Source organism: Nonomuraea sp. PA05 (assembly GCF_008086045.1).
Taxonomy (GTDB): Bacteria; Actinomycetota; Actinomycetes; order Streptosporangiales; family Streptosporangiaceae; genus Nonomuraea; species Nonomuraea monospora.
This window is the reverse complement of record NZ_VSEY01000039.1, coordinates 26,072-42,771: the sequence shown is the minus strand read 5'-3', so window position 1 is coordinate 42,771 and position 16,700 is coordinate 26,072. Positions and strand designations below refer to the sequence as shown.

The 16,700-nt window shown below is 74.9% G+C and carries 13 protein-coding genes and 1 riboswitch; of the genes, 5 read left to right on the top strand and 8 right to left on the bottom strand.

Features of this window, described 5'->3' with window-relative positions; all coding sequences use genetic code 11:
• The first annotated feature begins 34 nt into the window (after positions 1-34).
• The 4 genes from FXF51_RS61305 to FXF51_RS44985 all read left to right on the top strand — a co-directional run bounded on the left by FXF51_RS61305 (position 35) and on the right by FXF51_RS44985 (position 3,266).
• On the top strand, positions 35-424 hold the full coding sequence (locus FXF51_RS61305) for a TIGR03618 family F420-dependent PPOX class oxidoreductase (protein WP_187414931.1): 390 nt from the start codon (positions 35-37) through the stop codon (positions 422-424).
• Positions 421-1,632, top strand: coding sequence for a precorrin-6y C5,15-methyltransferase (decarboxylating) subunit CbiE (gene cbiE, locus FXF51_RS44995; protein ID WP_187414930.1), 1,212 nt, complete (start codon positions 421-423; stop codon positions 1,630-1,632). Before FXF51_RS61305 ends, cbiE begins: the two co-directional genes overlap by 4 nt.
• A complete protein-coding gene (gene cobM, locus FXF51_RS44990; protein ID WP_148440930.1) occupies positions 1,629-2,384 on the top strand; it encodes a precorrin-4 C(11)-methyltransferase in 756 nt (251 codons plus the stop codon). The genes cbiE and cobM overlap by 4 nt, the downstream gene beginning before the upstream one ends.
• Positions 2,385-2,462: 78 nt before the next feature.
• Positions 2,463-3,266 carry a cobalt-precorrin-6A reductase gene (locus tag FXF51_RS44985; RefSeq protein ID WP_148440929.1) on the top strand — a complete coding sequence of 268 codons (804 nt, stop codon included), beginning with the start codon at positions 2,463-2,465 and terminating at the stop codon, positions 3,264-3,266.
• Here the strand turns inward: FXF51_RS44985 and cobJ are convergent.
• From cobJ to cobG, 3 genes are all read right to left on the bottom strand, one after another.
• A complete protein-coding gene (gene cobJ / locus FXF51_RS44980) occupies positions 3,257-4,822 on the bottom strand; it encodes a precorrin-3B C(17)-methyltransferase (RefSeq protein WP_148440928.1) in 1,566 nt (521 codons plus the stop codon). The two genes, FXF51_RS44985 and cobJ, sit on opposite strands and share 10 nt — an antisense overlap.
• 2 nt (positions 4,823-4,824) lie before the next feature.
• Positions 4,825-5,445 carry a precorrin-8X methylmutase gene (locus tag FXF51_RS44975; protein WP_148440927.1) on the bottom strand — a complete coding sequence of 207 codons (621 nt, stop codon included), beginning with the start codon at positions 5,443-5,445 and terminating at the stop codon, positions 4,825-4,827.
• A 318-nt stretch (positions 5,446-5,763) separates the two neighbouring features.
• Positions 5,764-7,086, bottom strand: coding sequence for a precorrin-3B synthase (gene cobG, locus FXF51_RS44970; RefSeq protein ID WP_148440926.1), 1,323 nt, complete (start codon positions 7,084-7,086; stop codon positions 5,764-5,766).
• 16 nt (positions 7,087-7,102) lie between these two features.
• A riboswitch (cobalamin riboswitch) is annotated at positions 7,103-7,305 on the top strand.
• Positions 7,306-7,335: 30 nt separating this feature from the next.
• Between cobG and cobN the strand changes: the two genes are divergently transcribed.
• Entirely contained in the window at positions 7,336-11,124 is a 3,789-nt protein-coding gene (gene cobN, locus FXF51_RS44965; protein WP_148440925.1) for a cobaltochelatase subunit CobN, read from the top strand.
• On the opposite strand, the gene FXF51_RS44960 is transcribed toward cobN, so the two are convergent.
• The 5 genes from FXF51_RS44960 to FXF51_RS44940 are packed head-to-tail and all read right to left on the bottom strand — an operon-like array spanning position 11,079 to position 16,691.
• Positions 11,079-12,494: a cobyrinate a,c-diamide synthase gene (locus FXF51_RS44960; RefSeq protein ID WP_148440924.1), complete on the bottom strand. Its 1,416-nt coding sequence runs from the start codon at positions 12,492-12,494 to the stop codon at positions 11,079-11,081. The two genes, cobN and FXF51_RS44960, sit on opposite strands and share 46 nt — an antisense overlap.
• Positions 12,488-13,090: a cob(I)yrinic acid a,c-diamide adenosyltransferase gene (gene cobO / locus FXF51_RS44955; RefSeq protein ID WP_148441002.1), complete on the bottom strand. Its 603-nt coding sequence runs from the start codon at positions 13,088-13,090 to the stop codon at positions 12,488-12,490. Before cobO ends, FXF51_RS44960 begins: the two co-directional genes overlap by 7 nt.
• Positions 13,091-13,092: 2 nt before the next feature.
• Positions 13,093-15,249: a VWA domain-containing protein gene (locus FXF51_RS44950; protein WP_411268428.1), complete on the bottom strand. Its 2,157-nt coding sequence runs from the start codon at positions 15,247-15,249 to the stop codon at positions 13,093-13,095.
• A complete protein-coding gene (locus FXF51_RS44945) occupies positions 15,246-15,908 on the bottom strand; it encodes a histidine phosphatase family protein (RefSeq protein WP_148440922.1) in 663 nt (220 codons plus the stop codon). Before FXF51_RS44945 ends, FXF51_RS44950 begins: the two co-directional genes overlap by 4 nt.
• A gap of 6 nt (positions 15,909-15,914) precedes the next feature.
• Positions 15,915-16,691 carry a CbtA family protein gene (locus FXF51_RS44940; RefSeq protein WP_148440921.1) on the bottom strand — a complete coding sequence of 259 codons (777 nt, stop codon included), beginning with the start codon at positions 16,689-16,691 and terminating at the stop codon, positions 15,915-15,917.
• Positions 16,692-16,700: the final 9 nt, after the last annotated feature.

Here is a 16,700-nt window from a genome sequence, read left to right as displayed (position 1 = left end):
TACGATATGCCTCGCCATTCACCCGAGGAGGATCGTGAACCTGGTCGAGCAGGGCAGCGCGTTCGCCGCCTTCTGGCAGGAGCGGCACCTGTGCACGCTGTCCACCGCGCGCCCCGACGGCCCGCCGCACGTGGTGCCGGTGGGCGCGACGCTGGACGTGGAGACCGGCGTCGCCCGCGTGATCACGTCGGGCACCTCGGCCAAGGCCCGGCTCATCGCCGCGACCGGCGGCGTCCCCGTCGCGCTGTGCCAGGTGGACGGCCGGCGCTGGTCCACGCTGGAGGGGCGGGCCGTCGTCCGCACCTCGCCGGACGAGATCGCCGACGCCGAGCGCCGGTACGCGGCCCGCTACAAACCGCCCCGCGCCAACCCCGCCCGGGTGGTCATCGAGATCCAGGTGACCCGCGTCCTGGGCAACGTGTGATCACCGTCGTCGGCGTCGGCGCGGACGGCTGGGACGGACTGCCCCCCACCTCGCGGCGCGCGCTGGAGGCCGCCGAGGTCGTCATGGGCGGCCCCCGGCAACTGGAGCTGCTGCCCGAGTCCGCCGGCGCGGAGCGTGTGCGGTGGCCGTCGCCGCTGCTGCCCGCGCTGCCCGCGCTCCTGGCACGGCACGCCGGGCGCGAGGTGTGCGTGCTGGCCAGCGGCGATCCCATGTTCTACGGCATCGGCTCCACGCTGGTGCGGCTTCTGGGCGCGGCGGACGTCCGCGTCCTGCCGCACGTGTCGTCGCTGTCGCTCGCCTGCGCCCGCCTCGGCTGGCCGGTCGAACAGGTCGAGACGGTCAGCCTCGTCGGCCGCCCGCCCGAGACGCTCAACGCCGCCGCGCTGCCCGGCCGCAGGCTCGTCGTCCTCGGCGCGGGACGCGAAGCCCCGTCCCAGGTCGCCGCGCTGCTGACCGCCCGCGGGTACGGACCCAGCCCCATGACGGCGCTGTCCGACCTGGGCGCCGCCACCGAGACGGCCCGGCAGGGCACCGCCGAGACCTGGGCAGGGCCCGCCGCGTCCTCGCTCAACGTGATCGCCGTCGAGTGCGTGGCGAGCCGGGAGACCGAGCCGCTGGGCCTCGTGCCGGGGCTGCCCGACACCGCGTACGAGCATGACGGGCAGCTCACCAAGCGGGAGGTCCGCGCGGTCACCCTGTCGCGGCTCGCCCCGCGACCGGGCGAGCTGCTGTGGGACGTCGGTGCGGGCGCCGGCAGCATCGCCGTCGAATGGATGCGCAGTCACCCGGCGTGCGCCGCCGTGGCCGTGGAGAGCCGGCCCGACCGCGCCGCCGCCATCCGCCGCAACGCCGACCGGCTCGGCGTGCCGTCGCTGCGCGTCGTCGAGGGCAAGGCCCCGGCGGCCCTGGACGGCCTGCCCGAGCCCGGCGCGGTGTTCGTCGGCGGCGGCGTCACCGCTCCCGGCCTGCTCGACCACTGCTGGTCGCGGCTGCGGCCCGGCGGCAGGCTCGTCGTGAACGCCGTCACCCTCGAATCCGAGGCCCTCGTCGGCCAGTGGTACGGCAGGCTCGGCGGCGACCTCGTCCGCCTCGCCGTCCAGCGGGCCTCGCCCGTGGGCGGCTTCACCGGCTGGCGTCCCGCGATGCCCGTCACCGTATGGTCCCTGACCAGGAAGGACGACACGTGACCGTGTACTTCATCGGTGCCGGCCCCGGCGCCGCCGACCTGATCACCCTGCGCGGCCTGCGCCGCCTCCAGACCTCACCGGTGTGCCTGTACGCCGGATCGCTGGTGCCCCGCGAGCTCCTCGACTCCTGCCCGCCCGGCACCAGGCTCGTCGACACCGCCGGCCTCAACCTCGACGAGATCGTCGCCGAAGTGCTCGCCGCCCACCGCGACGGGCTCGACGTCGCCCGGCTGCACTCCGGCGACCCGTCCGTCTTCAGCGCCGTCGCCGAACAGATGCGGCGGCTCGACGCGCTCGGCGTGCCGTACGAGGTGGTGCCGGGCGTCCCCGCCTTCGCGGCGGCCGCCGCCGCGCTGCGCCGGGAGCTCACCGTGCCCGGCGTCGGCCAGACCGTCATCCTCACCCGCACCTCCGCGCGCGCCACCCCGATGCCTTCGGGCGAGGACCTCACCACCCTGGGCGCCAGCAAGGCCACCATGGTGCTGCATCTGGCGGTGCAGCGGATCGACGAGGTGGTGGCGGAGCTGCTGCCGTCCTATGGGGGTGATTGCCCGGTGGCTGTGGTGGCGCGGGCCAGCAGGGAGGACGAGGTGGTGTTGCGGGGGACGCTGGCGGACATCGCGGGACAGGTGCACGCGGCGGGGATCCGGCGTACAGCGGTGATCGTGGTGGGGCGGGTGTTGTCGGCCACGCAGTTCCCCGACAGCCACCTCTACAGCGTGGCGCGGGAACGGCCGGGCGGTGCCTTCTGATGCCGGGTGGTCGCGTGGATCGGGGTGGCGTGTGCGGTGGGTTCTGATGCCGGGTGGTCGCGTGGATCGGGGTGGCGTGTGCGGCGGGTCCTGATCCTGGGCGGCACGGCGGAGGCCCGCGCCCTGGCCGCCTCGCTCGCCTCCCGCCCTGGCCTGCACGTCGTGTCGTCGCTGGCCGGGCGGGTGAGCAACCCGCGGCTGCCGGTGGGGGAGGTGCGGGAAGGCGGGTTCGGCGGGGCCGAGGGGCTGGCCGCCTTTCTGACGGAGGAGCGCATCGACGCACTGGTGGACGCCACCCACCCGTTCGCCTCACGCATGACCGCCTCGGCCGCCGCCGCCTCGGCCGCCACCGGGGTGCCGTTGCTGGTGCTTCGGCGGCCGGGCTGGCAGGAGTCGGACGGCGATGCCTGGCAGCGAGTGAACAGCCTCCACGACGCCGCCGCACTGCTCGCCACAGGCGCCTGGCGAACCCCTGCCCTCGCCGCGCCCGCCACCATCGCCGACCGCGAGGCCGCCGCCCCCACCCGGGTCTTCCTCACGACCGGCCGCCGCAGCCTCCCCCTCTTCACCGGCCTCCCCGGCGTATGGCTCCTGGCCAGATCCGTGGACCCCCCGGAACCCCCCATCCCTCCCAACGTGCACATCCTGCTCGCCCGCGGCCCCTACACCCCCGAAGGCGAACGCACCCTCATCCGGCGACACCACCTGAACGTCCTCATCACCAAGGACAGCGGCGGCGACCTGACCTCCGCCAAACTCACCGCCGCCCGCGACCTCGCCCTCCCCGTCATCATGGTGAACCGCCCACCCCTCCCACCCGGCGTCCACCTGGTGGACACCGTGGCGGCGGCGACGTCCTGGGCCGCAGAGCCTCAGGGATAACGACGAGGCGTGTAGACCAGCCCGCGCTCAGTGACCCGAGTCGTCGAGGACCCGACGATCAGCAGGCAGCGCATGTCCACCTGCCCCGGATCCAGCTCACCCAGCGTCGTGACGGTGACGCTCTCCCGCTCACCCCCCACATCACGCCCGACCACCACGGGAGTGGCCGCGTCCCGGTGCTCCAGCAGCAGGTCACGAGCCGCCGCGAGCTGCCACGTACGGCTGCGTGAAGCAGGGTTGTAGATCGCCAGCACCATGTCGGCCGCGGCGGCGGCCGCGAGCCGGCCGGCCACCACCTCCCACGGCTTGAGCAGGTCCGACAGCGACACCACGCAGTAGTCGTGCCCCAGCGGCGCCCCGACCCGGCTCGCCACCGCCTGCGCCGCCGTCAGCCCTGGCACGATCCGCACCGGCACGTCAGGAAAGCCGGCCGCCGCCTCCATGACCGCGCTGGCCATGGCGAACACCCCAGGGTCCCCGGACGACACCACCGCCACGCGGGCGCCGTCGCGGGCCAGCTCCAGCGCGTGCCTGGCGCGTTCGGCCTCCACCCGGTTGTCGGTACGGTGGCGGCGCTGGCGCGGGTTCGGCGCCACCCGGTCCACGTACGGGCCGTAGCCGACGAGGTCGGTGGCGGCGGCCAGCGCCTCCTGCGCCTCGGGCGTCAGCCACGGCCGCCCGGCCGGGCCCAGCCCCACCACGGCCACCTCGCCCGTCACCTTGCCGCCCGCCTCCCCTCCCGCCTGGCCCGCCGCCTCGCCCGGCACCTTGCCGCCCGCCTTGCCCGCCGCCTCGCCCGCCACCGCAACCTGCTGCGGCTCGGGCACGAACGTGCGCTCGGCGGGGCTGGTCAGCAGGGCCAGCGAGAAGTACGGCACGCCGTCGGCGTCCACGTCCTTGAGCGGCGCGACCCGTTCCGCGCCCATCGTGGCGCGCTCGACGTACCAGGCGTCGTCCAGCCGCCCGGCCTCGGCCAGCGCCTCGCGCACCTTCCCGAACGTCCGGCCCAGCTTCAGCACCGCCGCCGAGTCCGTCCCGCGCAACCGGTCGGCCAGCACGTCCGCCGGCAGCGTGCCGGGCAGCACCGTCAGCACCTCGTCCCGCTCCACCAGCGGACGGCCGAGCACCGCGGACGCGGCGCTGACCGACGTCACCCCGGGCACCACCTCGGTCTCGTAACGGCGGGCGAGCCGCTTGTGCATGTGCATGTACGACCCGTAGAACAGCGGATCACCCTCGGCCAGCACCACCACGGTGCGGCCCGCGTCCAGGTGGGCGGCCAGCCGCTCGGCGCAGTCGGCGTAGAAGTCGTCCAGCGCGCCCTGGTAGCCGCCGGGATGGTCGGTGGTCTCCGTGGTCAGCGGGTACAGCAGCAGCTCCTCGATCTGGCCTTCCCGCATGTACGGCAGCGCGATCGAACGGGCGATGCTGCGGCCGTGCCTGGCGGCGTGGTACGCGATCACGTCCGCCTCGCCGATCAGCCTGGCCGTCTTCACCGTCACCAGCTCCGGGTCACCGGGACCGAGGCCGACCCCGTACAGGCGTCCCTTCACCATGATCACTCCGTCTCGTTCGCGATGGCGTTGACCGCCGCCGCCGTCATCGCACTGCCGCCGCGGCGGCCGTGCACCACCAGATGCTCCAGGTCGCTCGCGGCCAGCGCCTGCTTCGACTCCGCCGCGCCGATGAACCCCACCGGGACGCCCAGCACCGCCGCCGGCCGGCCCGCACCCTCCTCGACCAGCTCCAGCAGCCGGAACAGGGCGGTCGGCGCGTTCCCGATCGCCACCACCGCGCCGTCCAGCCGCCCCCGCCACAACTCCAGCGCGGCGGCACTGCGCGTGGTGCCCAGCCGCTCCGCCAGCTCCGGCACGCGCGGGTCGGGCAGCGTGCACACCACCTCGTTGCCGGCGGGCAACCTGCGCCTCGTCACGCCGGACGCCACCATCATGGCGTCACACAACACCGGCGCGCCCGCCCGCAGCGCCTCCCTGGCCCGCGCCACCACCCCGTGGGACCAGGCCAGGTCGGTGACGAGGTCCGTCATGCCGCAGGCGTGGATCATCCGCACCGCCACCTGCGCGACCTCGGGCGGGATGCCTGTGAGGTCGGTTTCGGCGCGGATGGTCGCGAACGAGCGGCGGTAGATCTCGGCGCCGTCGCGGATGTAGTCGGTCACGAGTGCCTTTCTCGGGGGCTGTGTCGTCAGGGGTGCTGGGCGTACGGGCACGCACGGTTGCGCCGACGGCCGGCCGGTGGTCGGCCGGTGGCTGGCTGGCGGTCTGCCGGTGGTCAGCTGGTGGTCGGCTGGCGGTCTGCCGGTGGTCAGCTGGTGGTCGGCCGGTGGCTGGCTGGCTGGCGGTCTGCCGGTGGTCGGCTGGCGGTCGGCCGGTGGTTGTGCGAGCACGGTCGCCTTGCCTGGTCGCGGCTGCCTGCCGTGGTCGGGTTCCGAGGCTTCCGCCGGGAGCCACCGCGTGTGTGGCGTCGGTGGCGGTCATCACTGCGGCTGCCGTCGGTAGCCGTCAGCTGTGGCGATCAGCTCCACGACCTGGCCGCGAGGGACGCCGCAGCGCCGCTCGCAACCAGCCCAGTGAACGGGCGTCCCAGGCGCGGCGGCTTGCCCCTCCACCCACCGCCGCGCGTCCGCCTGCACGTCCGCCAGCGCCTTCCCGCAACCGGGCCGGCCAGTACAAGCCGTGACCCCGGCCCACGGCGAGGCCGGGTCGGTGACGAGGCCTGCCTCGGCGAGCGCCCGCTCCGCGCGGTCCGCCGCCTCGGGGGAGAGGTCCAGCGACACGGCGGTCCGCCACGGCGTGAGCCGTACGGCGGGGCCGCTGTCGGCGAGGGCCCGGAGCTGGGCGGGGGTCAGCCTGCCCAGCGGCACCAGCACCTTCAGCGCCACCCGCCCGTCGCGCTGCGTGAGACGCCCGGCCCGCCGCTCCGCGTCAGCGCGCTCCAGCGGCGCCACCTGCCGGTCGGCCGGCGGTCTGGTGGCTGGATCGTTGGTCGGGTGGTGGATCGTGGGGCCGGAGGCTGAATCGATCGTCGGGCCGGAGGCTGAATCGATCGTCGGGCCGGGCACCGGATCGTTGGTCGGGTCCTGGCCCGTTGATCCGGTGGCCGGCACGGTCATCAGCGCGCGCACGGCCGGGTCGGCGGTCAGGCGGGCGGTGATGCGAGCTGGGCCGTTCTCCAGCTCCTGGATGCGCCAGGCGAGGGGCGCGCCGTCGGGGCGTTCGTCGAGGAACGCCTCCGCGGCGGCGAGCATGAGCGGGACGGCGGCTTCCGGGCTGCAGACCAGGCCCGTGTCCCAGCCCGCCAGCAGCAGCCGTCCTCCGGGGACCCACGTCACATCCGCCCCAAGCCCACTCACATCGCCGGTCCCATCATCAACCGCGAACAGAAACCGCCCAGGCAATCCCGCCAGCCGCTTCCGCCCGCACAACGCCAGGTCGAGGGCCCGCACGACCGCGAGCACGTCCACCACCCCCCGCGCCCCCCGCCCGCTCATCGGTGAGGCGACGATGTTGCGGACGCGTTCGTGCGCGACGGACGGCAGCAGCCCGGCAGCGGCGAGATGTTCGGCGAAGGCGGCGGGTGAGTGGAGCCCGCGCACCTGGACGTTGGCCCGCGAGGTGAGCTCGATCACCCCCGACCCGAACTCTTCGGAGCAGTCCGCGAGCGCGTGGAGCTGGGCAGGGGTGGCGGCGCCGCCGGGCAGGCGGACTCGGGCCAGCGGGCCGTCCGCGGCCTCGTGTACCTGTAGCGCGCCCGGACAGGCGTCAGGACGAATCCGTCCGGAAAAGTCGGCTATGGACACGAAGAGGATGGTAACGCCAGTTCTTGTGGAGGCCGGTCTTGCCGTAGTCTCCTGGTAGGCGATGGCATGGGAGGAAGCCGGTGCGAAACCGGCGCGGTCCCGCCACTGTGACCGGGGAGCGAACCCCACCGCAGGCCACTGCCCGGCGACGGGCGGGAAGGCCGGGGTGAGCGCTGATCCGGGAGCCAGGAGACTCCTGCCGTCGCATCACCCGCGACCGGGGCGAGGACCCCGAGGGAGGATTGCGCCGTGCCTGGCGACAGCCGTACCGTCCTGCTGCTCTCGACTTCGGACACCGACCTGCTCAGCGCACGCGCGAGCACCGTCCCCTACCGGCTGGGCAACCCGGCCAGGCTCGTCCCCGGCGATCTGCCCGCGCTGCTGGAGGGCGTGGAGCTGGTCGTGGTGCGCCTGCTCGGCGGGCGGCGGGCCTGGGCGGAGGGGCTGGACGCGCTGCTGGCCGGACCCGTGCCGGTGGTGGTGCTGGGTGGTGAGCAGGCGCCCGACGCCGAGTTGATGGAGCTGTCCACGGTGAGTGGCGGCGTCTGTGCGCAGGCGCACGCCTACCTTGCCCACGGTGGGCCGGCGAACCTGGCGGAGCTGCACGCGTTCCTGTCCGACACCGTGCTGCTGACCGGCCACGGTTTCGCGCCGCCCGCACCGACGCCGTCCTGGGGGAGGCTGGAGCGTGAGGCCGGGACGGGGAGGCTGGAGCGGGAGGCCGGGACGGGGAGGCTGGAGCGGGAGGCCGGGACGGGGAGGCTGGAGCGGGAGGCCGGGGTGCGGGGCGGGCCCGTGATCGGGGTGCTCTACTACCGGGCGCACCACCTGGCGGGCAACACCGCGTTCGTCGAAGCGCTCTGCTCGGCGATCGAGGACGCCGGCGGCCAGGCCATGCCGATCTACTGCTCGTCCCTGCGCACCGCCGAACCCGGCCTGCTCGAAGCGCTCCGAGCCGCCGACGCGCTGGTGGTGACGGTGCTGGCGGCCGGCGGCGCCCGGCCCGCCACCGCGGGCGCGGGCGGCGACGACGAGGCGTGGGACGTCGGCGCGCTGGCCGCACTCGACGTGCCCATCCTGCAAGGGCTCTGCCTGACCACGAGCAAGCAGGCGTGGGAGGAGAACGACGACGGCCTGTCGCCGCTGGACGCCGCCTCGCAGGTGGCGATACCCGAGTTCGACGGACGGATCATCACGGTGCCGTTCTCGTTCAAGGAGATCGACGAGGACGGGCTGACCGTCTACGAGGCCGACCCCGAGCGGGCCGCCCGGGTGGCCGGGATCGCGGTGCGGCACGGCCTGCTGCGCCACGTCCCGCCCGCCGGGCGGCGGCTGGTCGTGATGCTGTCGGCGTACCCGACCAAGCACTCCCGCGTCGGCAACGCCGTCGGACTCGACACGCCCGCCAGCACCGTGCGGCTGCTGTCCAGGCTCGCCGAGGCCGGATACGACCTGGGCGACGGCTTCCCCGGCGTGGCCGAGCAGGACGGCGACGCGCTCATCCACGCGCTGATCGCCGCCGGCGGCCAGGACCAGGACTGGCTGACCGAGGAGCATCTGGCGGGCAATCCGGTACGGATCTCCGCCGCCTCCTACGAGCGGTGGTACCGGACGCTGCCCGAGGACCTGCGGCACGCGATGGAACGCCACTGGGGGCCGCCGCCCGGCGAGCTGTTCGTGCACGAGGGCGACATCGTGCTCGCCGCGCTGCGCGCCGGGAACCTCGTCGTCATGGTCCAGCCGCCGCGCGGCTTCGGCGAGAACCCGATCGCCATCTACCACGACCCCGACCTGCCGCCCAGCCACCACTACCTGGCCGCGTACCGGTGGCTGTCGGACGAGTTCGGCGCGCACGCCATGGTGCACGTGGGCAAGCACGGCAACCTGGAGTGGCTGCCGGGCAAGTCGGCGGGCATGTCCGCGGCGTGCGCCACCGACGCGGCGATCGGCGACCTGCCGCTGGTCTACCCCTTCCTGGTGAACGACCCCGGCGAAGGCACCCAGGCCAAGCGGCGGGCGCACGCCGTGCTGGTGGACCACCTGGTGCCGCCGATGGCCAGGGCGGACACGTACGGGGACATCGCCCGCCTGGAGCAGCTCCTCGACGAGCACGCCACGATCGCCGCCATGGACCCCGCCAAGCTGCCCGCCATCCGGGCGCAGATCTGGACGCTGATCCAGGCCGCCCGGCTCGACCACGACCTGGGGCTGGCGGATCGGCCGCACGACAGCGAGTTCGACGACTTCCTGCTGCACGTGGACGGGTGGCTGTGCGAGGTGAAGGACGCGCAGATCCGCGATGGGCTGCACGTGCTCGGGCAGGCGCCGGAGGGCGCGGCGCGGGTCGATCTGGTGCTGGCCATGTTGCGGGCGCGGCAGTTGTGGGCCGGGCGGGAGACGTTGCCGGGGCTGCGTGAGGCGCTCGGGCTGGTGGAGGACGGTACGGCCGGGCTGGGGGCCGTGGATCGGGCCGAGGGGGTCGCCCGGGCGCTGGTGGAAGGGATGGAGGCGCGGGGCTGGGCGGTGGAGGCGGCCCCGGAGGTCAGCCGCGCCGTGCTCGGGGAGGCGGGCGCGGAGGTCGTCCGCGCCGTGCTCGGGGAGGCGGGCGCGGAGGTCGTCCGCGCCGTGCTCGGGGAGGCGGGCGCGGAGGGCGTGCCCGTGCCCCCGTCCCGCACCCCCGCACCCGACCCCCGCCTGGTCACCCGCATCCTCACCTTCGCCGCCACCGAGCTGATCCCCCGCCTGGCCCGCACCACCGACGAGCTCGACCACGTCCTGCACGCCCTGAACGGCGGCTACGTCCCGGCAGGCCCCAGCGGCTCACCCCTGCGCGGCCTGGTCAACGTCCTGCCGACCGGCCGTAACTTCTACTCGGTCGACCCCAGGGCGGTGCCCAGCAAGCTGGCCTGGGAGACCGGCCAGGCGATGGCGGAGTCGCTGCTGGAGCGCTACCGCGCCGACACGGGGGACTGGCCGCGTTCCGTGGGCCTGTCCGTGTGGGGCACCTCCGCCATGCGGACGGCGGGCGACGACGTGGCGGAGGTGCTGGCGCTGCTCGGCGTCCGTCCCGAGTGGGACGAGGCGTCCCGCCGCGTCACCCGCCTGGAGCCGATCCCGCTCGCCGAGCTGGCCCGGCCCAGGATCGACGTGACGGTCCGCATCAGCGGCTTCTTCCGGGACGCGTTCCCGCACGTGGTGGCGATGCTCGACGACGCCGTACGGCTGGTGGCGGCCCTGGACGAGCCGCACGAGCACAACTACGTGCGCGCCCACGTGGCGCAGACCCCGGCCGATGAGCGCCAGGCCACGATGCGGATCTTCGGGTCGGCGCCCGGCGCGTACGGGGCGGGGCTGCTGCCGCTGATCGACAGCCGCAACTGGCGCGACGACGCGGACCTGGCCGAGGTGTACGCGGTGTGGGGCGGCTACGCCTACGGCCGCGGCCTCGACGGCGTGGCCGCCCGCCCGCAGATGGAGGACGCCTACCGCCGCATCGCCGTGGCCGCCAAGAACGTCGACAGCCGCGAGCACGACATCGCCGACTCCGACGACTACTTCCAGTACCACGGGGGCATGGTCGCCACCGTCCGCGCCCTCACCGGCAAGGCTCCGGCCGCCTACGTGGGCGACAGCACCCGGCCCGACGCCGTCCGCACCAGAACGCTCTCCGAGGAGACCTCGCGGATCTTCCGCGCCAGGGTCGTCAACCCGCGCTGGCTGGCGGCGATGCGGCGGCACGGCTACAAGGGCGCGTTCGAGCTGGCCGCCACCGTCGACTACCTGTTCGGCTACGACGCCACCACGGGGGTGGTCGCCGACTGGATGTACGACAAACTGACCGAGACGTACGTGCTCGACCCCGAGAACCAGGCGTTCATGGCCGAGTCGAACCCGTGGGCCCTGCACGGCATCGCCGAACGCCTCCTGGAGGCCGCCGAGCGCGGCATGTGGGAGCACCCGGATCCCGGCGTGCTGCGCGGGCTGCAGGAGGTCTACCTCAAGACGGAAGGCGACCTGGAGGACGACACCAGCCGCTGAGCCGTCCACGGCGTGCCCGCCCAGTGCAGATGCAGGTAGGACGCGGTCACGCCAGGATCGCCGTACCCGTCGGCGCCGCCCTCGTGGCGGAACAGCGGGCCGGCCGCGTACTCGACGGTGGTGCGGTGGAACTCGTGGCCGCGCAGGCGTTCGCCGGGCCTCGTCAGCGGGGTGCGGGCGAGCGCGACGGCCTCCCGGTAGCCGAGCGTGAGCCGGGACGTCATCGAGGCGCGGCCGGGGACGCGCCCGCACATGCGGCGGCCGTCCAGCTCGTCGCACAGGTACAGCAGCCCCGCGCACTCGGCGACGATCGGGCCGTCGAAGGCGGCGACCTGCGTGCGCAGAGGGGTGTTGGCGGCCAGTTCGGCGGCGTACACCTCGGGGAAGCCGCCGCCGATCACCAGGGCGGCCGTGCCTGGGGGGAGGCGTTCGTCGCGCAGCGGGTCGAAGGTGACGGCGTCCGCGCCCGCCGCGCGCAGCAGCTCGACGTGCTCGGCGTAGCCGAACGTGAACGCCGCCCCACCGGCCACCGCCACCACGGGCCGCGCCCGCGCCAGGTCGCCGACGCGACCGGATGGCCCGCTGGCGCGACCGCCCGCGACCATCGTGCGGCCCTGTCGCGCGCCGTCGTCACCCGTCGCGGCGCTGACCGGATCCCACGCGGACGCGTCCAGCGGCGCCGCCGACCTGGCCAGCCGCATCAGCGCGTCAAGGTCGCACGACCGGGCGATCAGCGCGGCCAGCCGCTCCACCGCGTCCACCGCCTCGTCCCGCCGCTCAGCCGCGGGCACCAGCCCCAGATGCCGCGACGGCGTGAACACCGCGTCGTCCCGCCGCACCGCCCCCAGCACCGGCACCCCCACCCCGGCCAGCGCCGACCGGCACAACTCCGCGTGCCGATCCGACCCCACCCGGTTGAGCACCACCCCGCCCACCCGCACCCGCGGGTCGAACGTCGCGAACCCGTGCACCACCGCCGCCACCGACCGGCTCTGCCGCGCCGCGTCCACCACCAGCACCACCGGCGCGTCCAGCAGCCGGGCGACGTGCGCCGTCGAGGCGAAGTCCGTGTCGCCCCGGCCGTCGAACAGCCCCATCACGCCCTCGACCACGGCCACCTCGCACCCGGCCGCCCCGTGCAGGAACAGCGGCACCACCCGCTCCTCGCCCTGCAGCCACGGATCCAGGTTCCGCCCTGGCCGCCCGGTGGCCAGCGCGTGGTAGCCGGGGTCGATGTAGTCCGGGCCCACCTTGTGCGGCGAGACCCGCAGGCCGCGCGCCCGCAGCGCCGCCATCAGCCCGGTGGCGAGCGTCGTCTTGCCGCTCCCGGACGAGGGCGCGGCGACGACCAGCCGCGGGATCGTCACCACTCGATGCCCTTCTGGCCCTTCTGCCCGGCGTCCATGGGATGGCGTACCTTGCCCATCTCCGTCACCAGATCCGCCGCCTCGACCAGCCGCTCGGGCGCGTCCCTGCCGGTGATCACGACATGCTGGTTCCCCGGCCGGCCCGTGAGCGCCGCCAGCACGTCGTCGACGTCCAGCCAGCCCCACTTCAGCGGGTACGTGAACTCGTCCAGCACGTAGAACCGGTACGTCTGCGCCGCCAGATCCCGCTTGATCTGCTCCCAGCCCTCCCTCGCGTCGGCCGCGTGATCCTCCTCGGCGCCGGGCCGCTGGATCCACGACCAGCCCTCGCCCATCTTGTGCCAGGTCACCGGGCCGCCCTCGCCGCTGTCCCCGAGCACCTTGAGCGCCCGCTCCTCGCCGATGCGCCACTTCGCCGACTTCACGAACTGGAACACCCCGACCGGCCAGCCCTGGTTCCAGGCCCGCAACGCCATGCCGAACGCGGCCGTGGACTTGCCCTTGCCCGGGCCGGTGTGCACGATCAGCAGCGGCCTGGTGCGGCGCTGCCGGGTGGTGAGGCCGTCGTCGGGGACCACGGCCGGTTTTCCCTGCGGCACGATCAACCCGCCTTCCTGCGGCTTTGGGGCCTGGTGAGGTTCTGTGTCCTGTGGTCGTGCGTCCTGTGGCCATGCGTCCTGTGGTCGTGGACGACCGACCCGAGGTCGGTCAGCGAGTCGAGAGGTACGAGCCGCGCCCGCAACCGCGCCGCCAGCCGCACCGCCAGGCCGAGCCGCACCGGCCCGCTCTCGCAGTCCACGACGACCGCGGCCGTGCCGTCCAGGAGAGCCGCCGCCCGCTCCACGTCGCCGCCCGCCGTGGCGCGCCCATCCGTCACCAGGACGAGCAGCGGCCGCCTGGCGGGGTCGCGCAGCCGTTCGACGCGCAGCACCTCCGCCGCCCGCGCCAGCCCCGCCGCCAGGGGCGTGCGCCCGCCGGTGGCCAGCGTACGCAGCCGCGCCGCCCCCACCTCCACCGACGACGTCGGCGGCAGCGCCACCTCGGCCCCCGCTCCCCTGAACGTGACCAGCCCCACCTTGTCGCGCCGCTGGTAGGCGTCGAGCAGCAGGCTCAGCACGGCCGTCTTGACCGCGGTCATCCGTTTGCGGGCCGCCATCGAGCCGCTCGCGTCCACCACGAACAGGACGAGGTTGCCCTCCCTGCCCTCCCGCACCACCTCGCGCAGGTCGTCGCCGCGCAGCACCAGCCCTGGGCCGCTTCGTCCGCGTTCCCTTTGGTACGGTGCCGCGGCTCGCATCGTGGCCGCCACGTGCAGGTCGCGTACCTGGCCCGATGGGCGGCGTGCGCCGGTGGCCCGGCCCTGCGACGTGCGTGACCTGGACCTGCGCCCGGCCGCTCCTTCGCCGACGCCCGGCACCTCCAGCAACGGGACCCGGTACGGGCGCGCCACCGCGGCCACCCGCAGGGCGCCGTCGCCGTCGCCCGCGTCCGCTGAGCCGTCAGCCGGGTCCGCCGGGCGGCCACCTGCTGCGGGGGAGTCACCGCGGTCACCACCGGCCGCCCCCTCCGCCGCGCCGCTCTGCCCCGCCGCGCCGCTCTGCCCCGCCTCGCCACCGGCGGACGGCCCGCCGTCGTCAGCCCCGAAGGGCCGGTCAGGGCCGCCGTCGGAGGGGCCGCCGTCGGAGGGGCCGCCGTCCGGGTCGTCGTCGGACGGGTCGTCGTCGGACGGGTCGTCGTCACCGGACGTCCGCTCCAGCATCTCCTCCAGCGGTTCCTCATCCAGCCCCGGCGCGTCGAACGGGTCACGCCGCCTCCGGTGCGGCAACGACAGCCGGGCGGCGGCGCGCACGTCCTCGGTCGTCACGCTGTCGCGGCCCTGCCAGGCGGCGTGGGCGATGGCGGCGTTCGCGGTGACGAGGTCGGCCCGCAGCCCGTCCACCTCGAACGCCGCGCACACGGTCGCGATCTGCCGCAGCCGCGCGTCCGGCAGCCGCACCCCGGCCACCCGCGCCCTGGCGTCGGCGATCCGCCGGGCGAGCAGCGCCTCCTCATCGGCCCACCGCGCCGCGAACCCCTTCGCGTCGGCGTCGAAGGCGAGCCGCCGCCGCACCACCTCGGCGCGTTCGGCGGGGTCGCGGGACGCCTTCACCTCGACGGTCAGCCCGAACCGGTCGAGGAGCTGGGGGCGTAGCTCGCCCTCCTCCGGGTTCATGGTGCCCACCAGCAGGAAACGGGCGGCATGGCGGACGGACACGGACTCGCGTTCGACGTAGCAGGTGCCCAGGGCGGCGGCGTCCAGGAGGAGGTCGACGAGGTGGTCGTGGAGGAGGTTCACCTCGTCCACGTACAGGACGCCGCGGTGCGCGGCGGCCAGCAGGCCAGGCTCGAACGCCTTCACCCCCTCCGTCAGCGCCCGTTCCACGTCGAGCGAGCCGACCAGCCGGTCCTCCGACGCGCCGACAGGCAGCTCCACCAGCGCGGCCGCACGGCTGACCCCCTCGGCTCCGGCGTCGTGCGGGCCGTCGGGGCAGTCCGGGGCGGGCGCCGCGGGGTCGCAGGCGAACCGGCAGCCCGGCACCACGTCCACGGCGGGCAGCTGGGCCGACAGGGCGCGGACGATCGTGGACTTGGCGGTTCCCTTCTCGCCGCGTACCAGCACCCCGCCCACCCGGGGGGAGACGGCGTTGAGCACCAGCGCGAGCTTCAGGTCGTGGAGGCCGACCACGGCGCTGAACGGGTAGGTGACGATCAAGGTCAGGCCTTTCGGTTGACGTGCGCGACCCGCCAGCCGTCGCGGGTGGGGAGCAGCTCGGTGGTGGACAGGGGGGACAGGTCGAAGCGGGCGGTGGCTGTGGGGGTGAGGCCGAGGGCGTGGGCGAGGGCTGCTCTGATGACGCCGGCGTCGCAGACCACGATCCCGTCCGCCGCCGGGGGTGGCGTGGCGGAGGGGGTGCGCCGGGCAGGGGCTCGGGCGGTGTCGAGCCAGGTCGCCACCCGGCGCGCGAGCGTGGCCAGGCTCTCACCGCCGTGGGGTGCGGCGTGCGGGTCGGACAGCCAGCGTGCCAGCGCTTCCGGCTCCTCCCGCGCGACCTGCTCGTACGGCAGGCCGCCCCACCGCCCGCAGTCCGCCTCCCCGAGTGCGGCGCACACGTGCGGCTCCAGCCCCAGGGCGTGAGCGGTCTGCCACGCCGCCCTGGCGGGGGAGACCCACGCGGGCCGCCCCGCGACCAGGGGGAGCAGAGCGGCGGCGGAGGCCGCCTTGGCAAGACTCGCCGGGTCGGCCTCCCCTCCGCCGGAGGAGCTGGCCCCTCCGCCGGTAGAGCAGGCCGCTCCGGCGCATGGGAAGGAGGCCGCCCCGGCGCGCGGGAAGCGGGCCGCGCGCATGCCAGGCGTGGTCGCGTGCCGGATGAACAACACCCGGGCTCAGCTCGACGACGCCTGGACCACGCGTGCGGCCGACGCCGCGCCCCGTGCCGCCGCCCGATCGCTCACCCAGCCGAACAGCACCCCGAACGCCGCCCAGAAAACGAGCTGCGTCCCGAGCGAGGCGAGCCGGAACTCCCACAGCAGCGTCGCGGGGAACCCGTCGGGCACCTCGTCGACCGCCGGCAGCAGCACCCACGCCGCGACGACCGGAACGAGGAAGCCCCCGGCGGCCGACACCCACCGCACCCAGGGGTCCGCCGAGACGGTCCGCCGGGCCGTCGCGACTGCGATCGCCGTGGCGGCCAGGCCGACCAGGACGATCACCACGTACAGGAGGGTGCGGCCGTTGATGGTGTCGGGGTCGCCCACGGCGGGTGGGTTGGCGGGATATTTCAGGAAGGGGACGAGGACGAGGGCGGTGCAGGCGGTGCCGGCGGCGGCCAGGGCCAGGCGTCCGTCCGAGCGCGGCCCGACCCGTCCTCGCAGCCCGGCGAACACGAGCGCGAAGACGCCGCCGACGGCCAGCCCGTAGAGGCCGGTGGCGAGGAAGAGCCCAGCCTTCTGCACCGGCCTGGAGATCACGGCCTCCTCGCCATGATCATGCCCCGCCGCCGCCTCATCAGCACTGTGCGAGTGCCCAGAAGCCGCCGCGCCCTCCTCGAGAGCGATGGCCCCGTCCACATGCGGCTCCCCGAACACGAAAGCGAAGCCGCCCGCGAGCAATCCGGCCAGCAACCCCACCAGCAGGCCCCTGACCAGCAGAATGCGTACCATCCGCGCGCC

Coding starts and splice junctions, on each gene's coding strand:
- FXF51_RS44940 (WP_148440921.1), bottom strand. CDS start 16,691: ATGGTACGCATTCTGCTGGTCAGGGGCCTGCTGGTGGGGTTGCTGGCC.
- cobJ (WP_148440928.1), bottom strand. CDS start 4,822: ATGGTGAAGGGACGCCTGTACGGGGTCGGCCTCGGTCCCGGTGACCCG.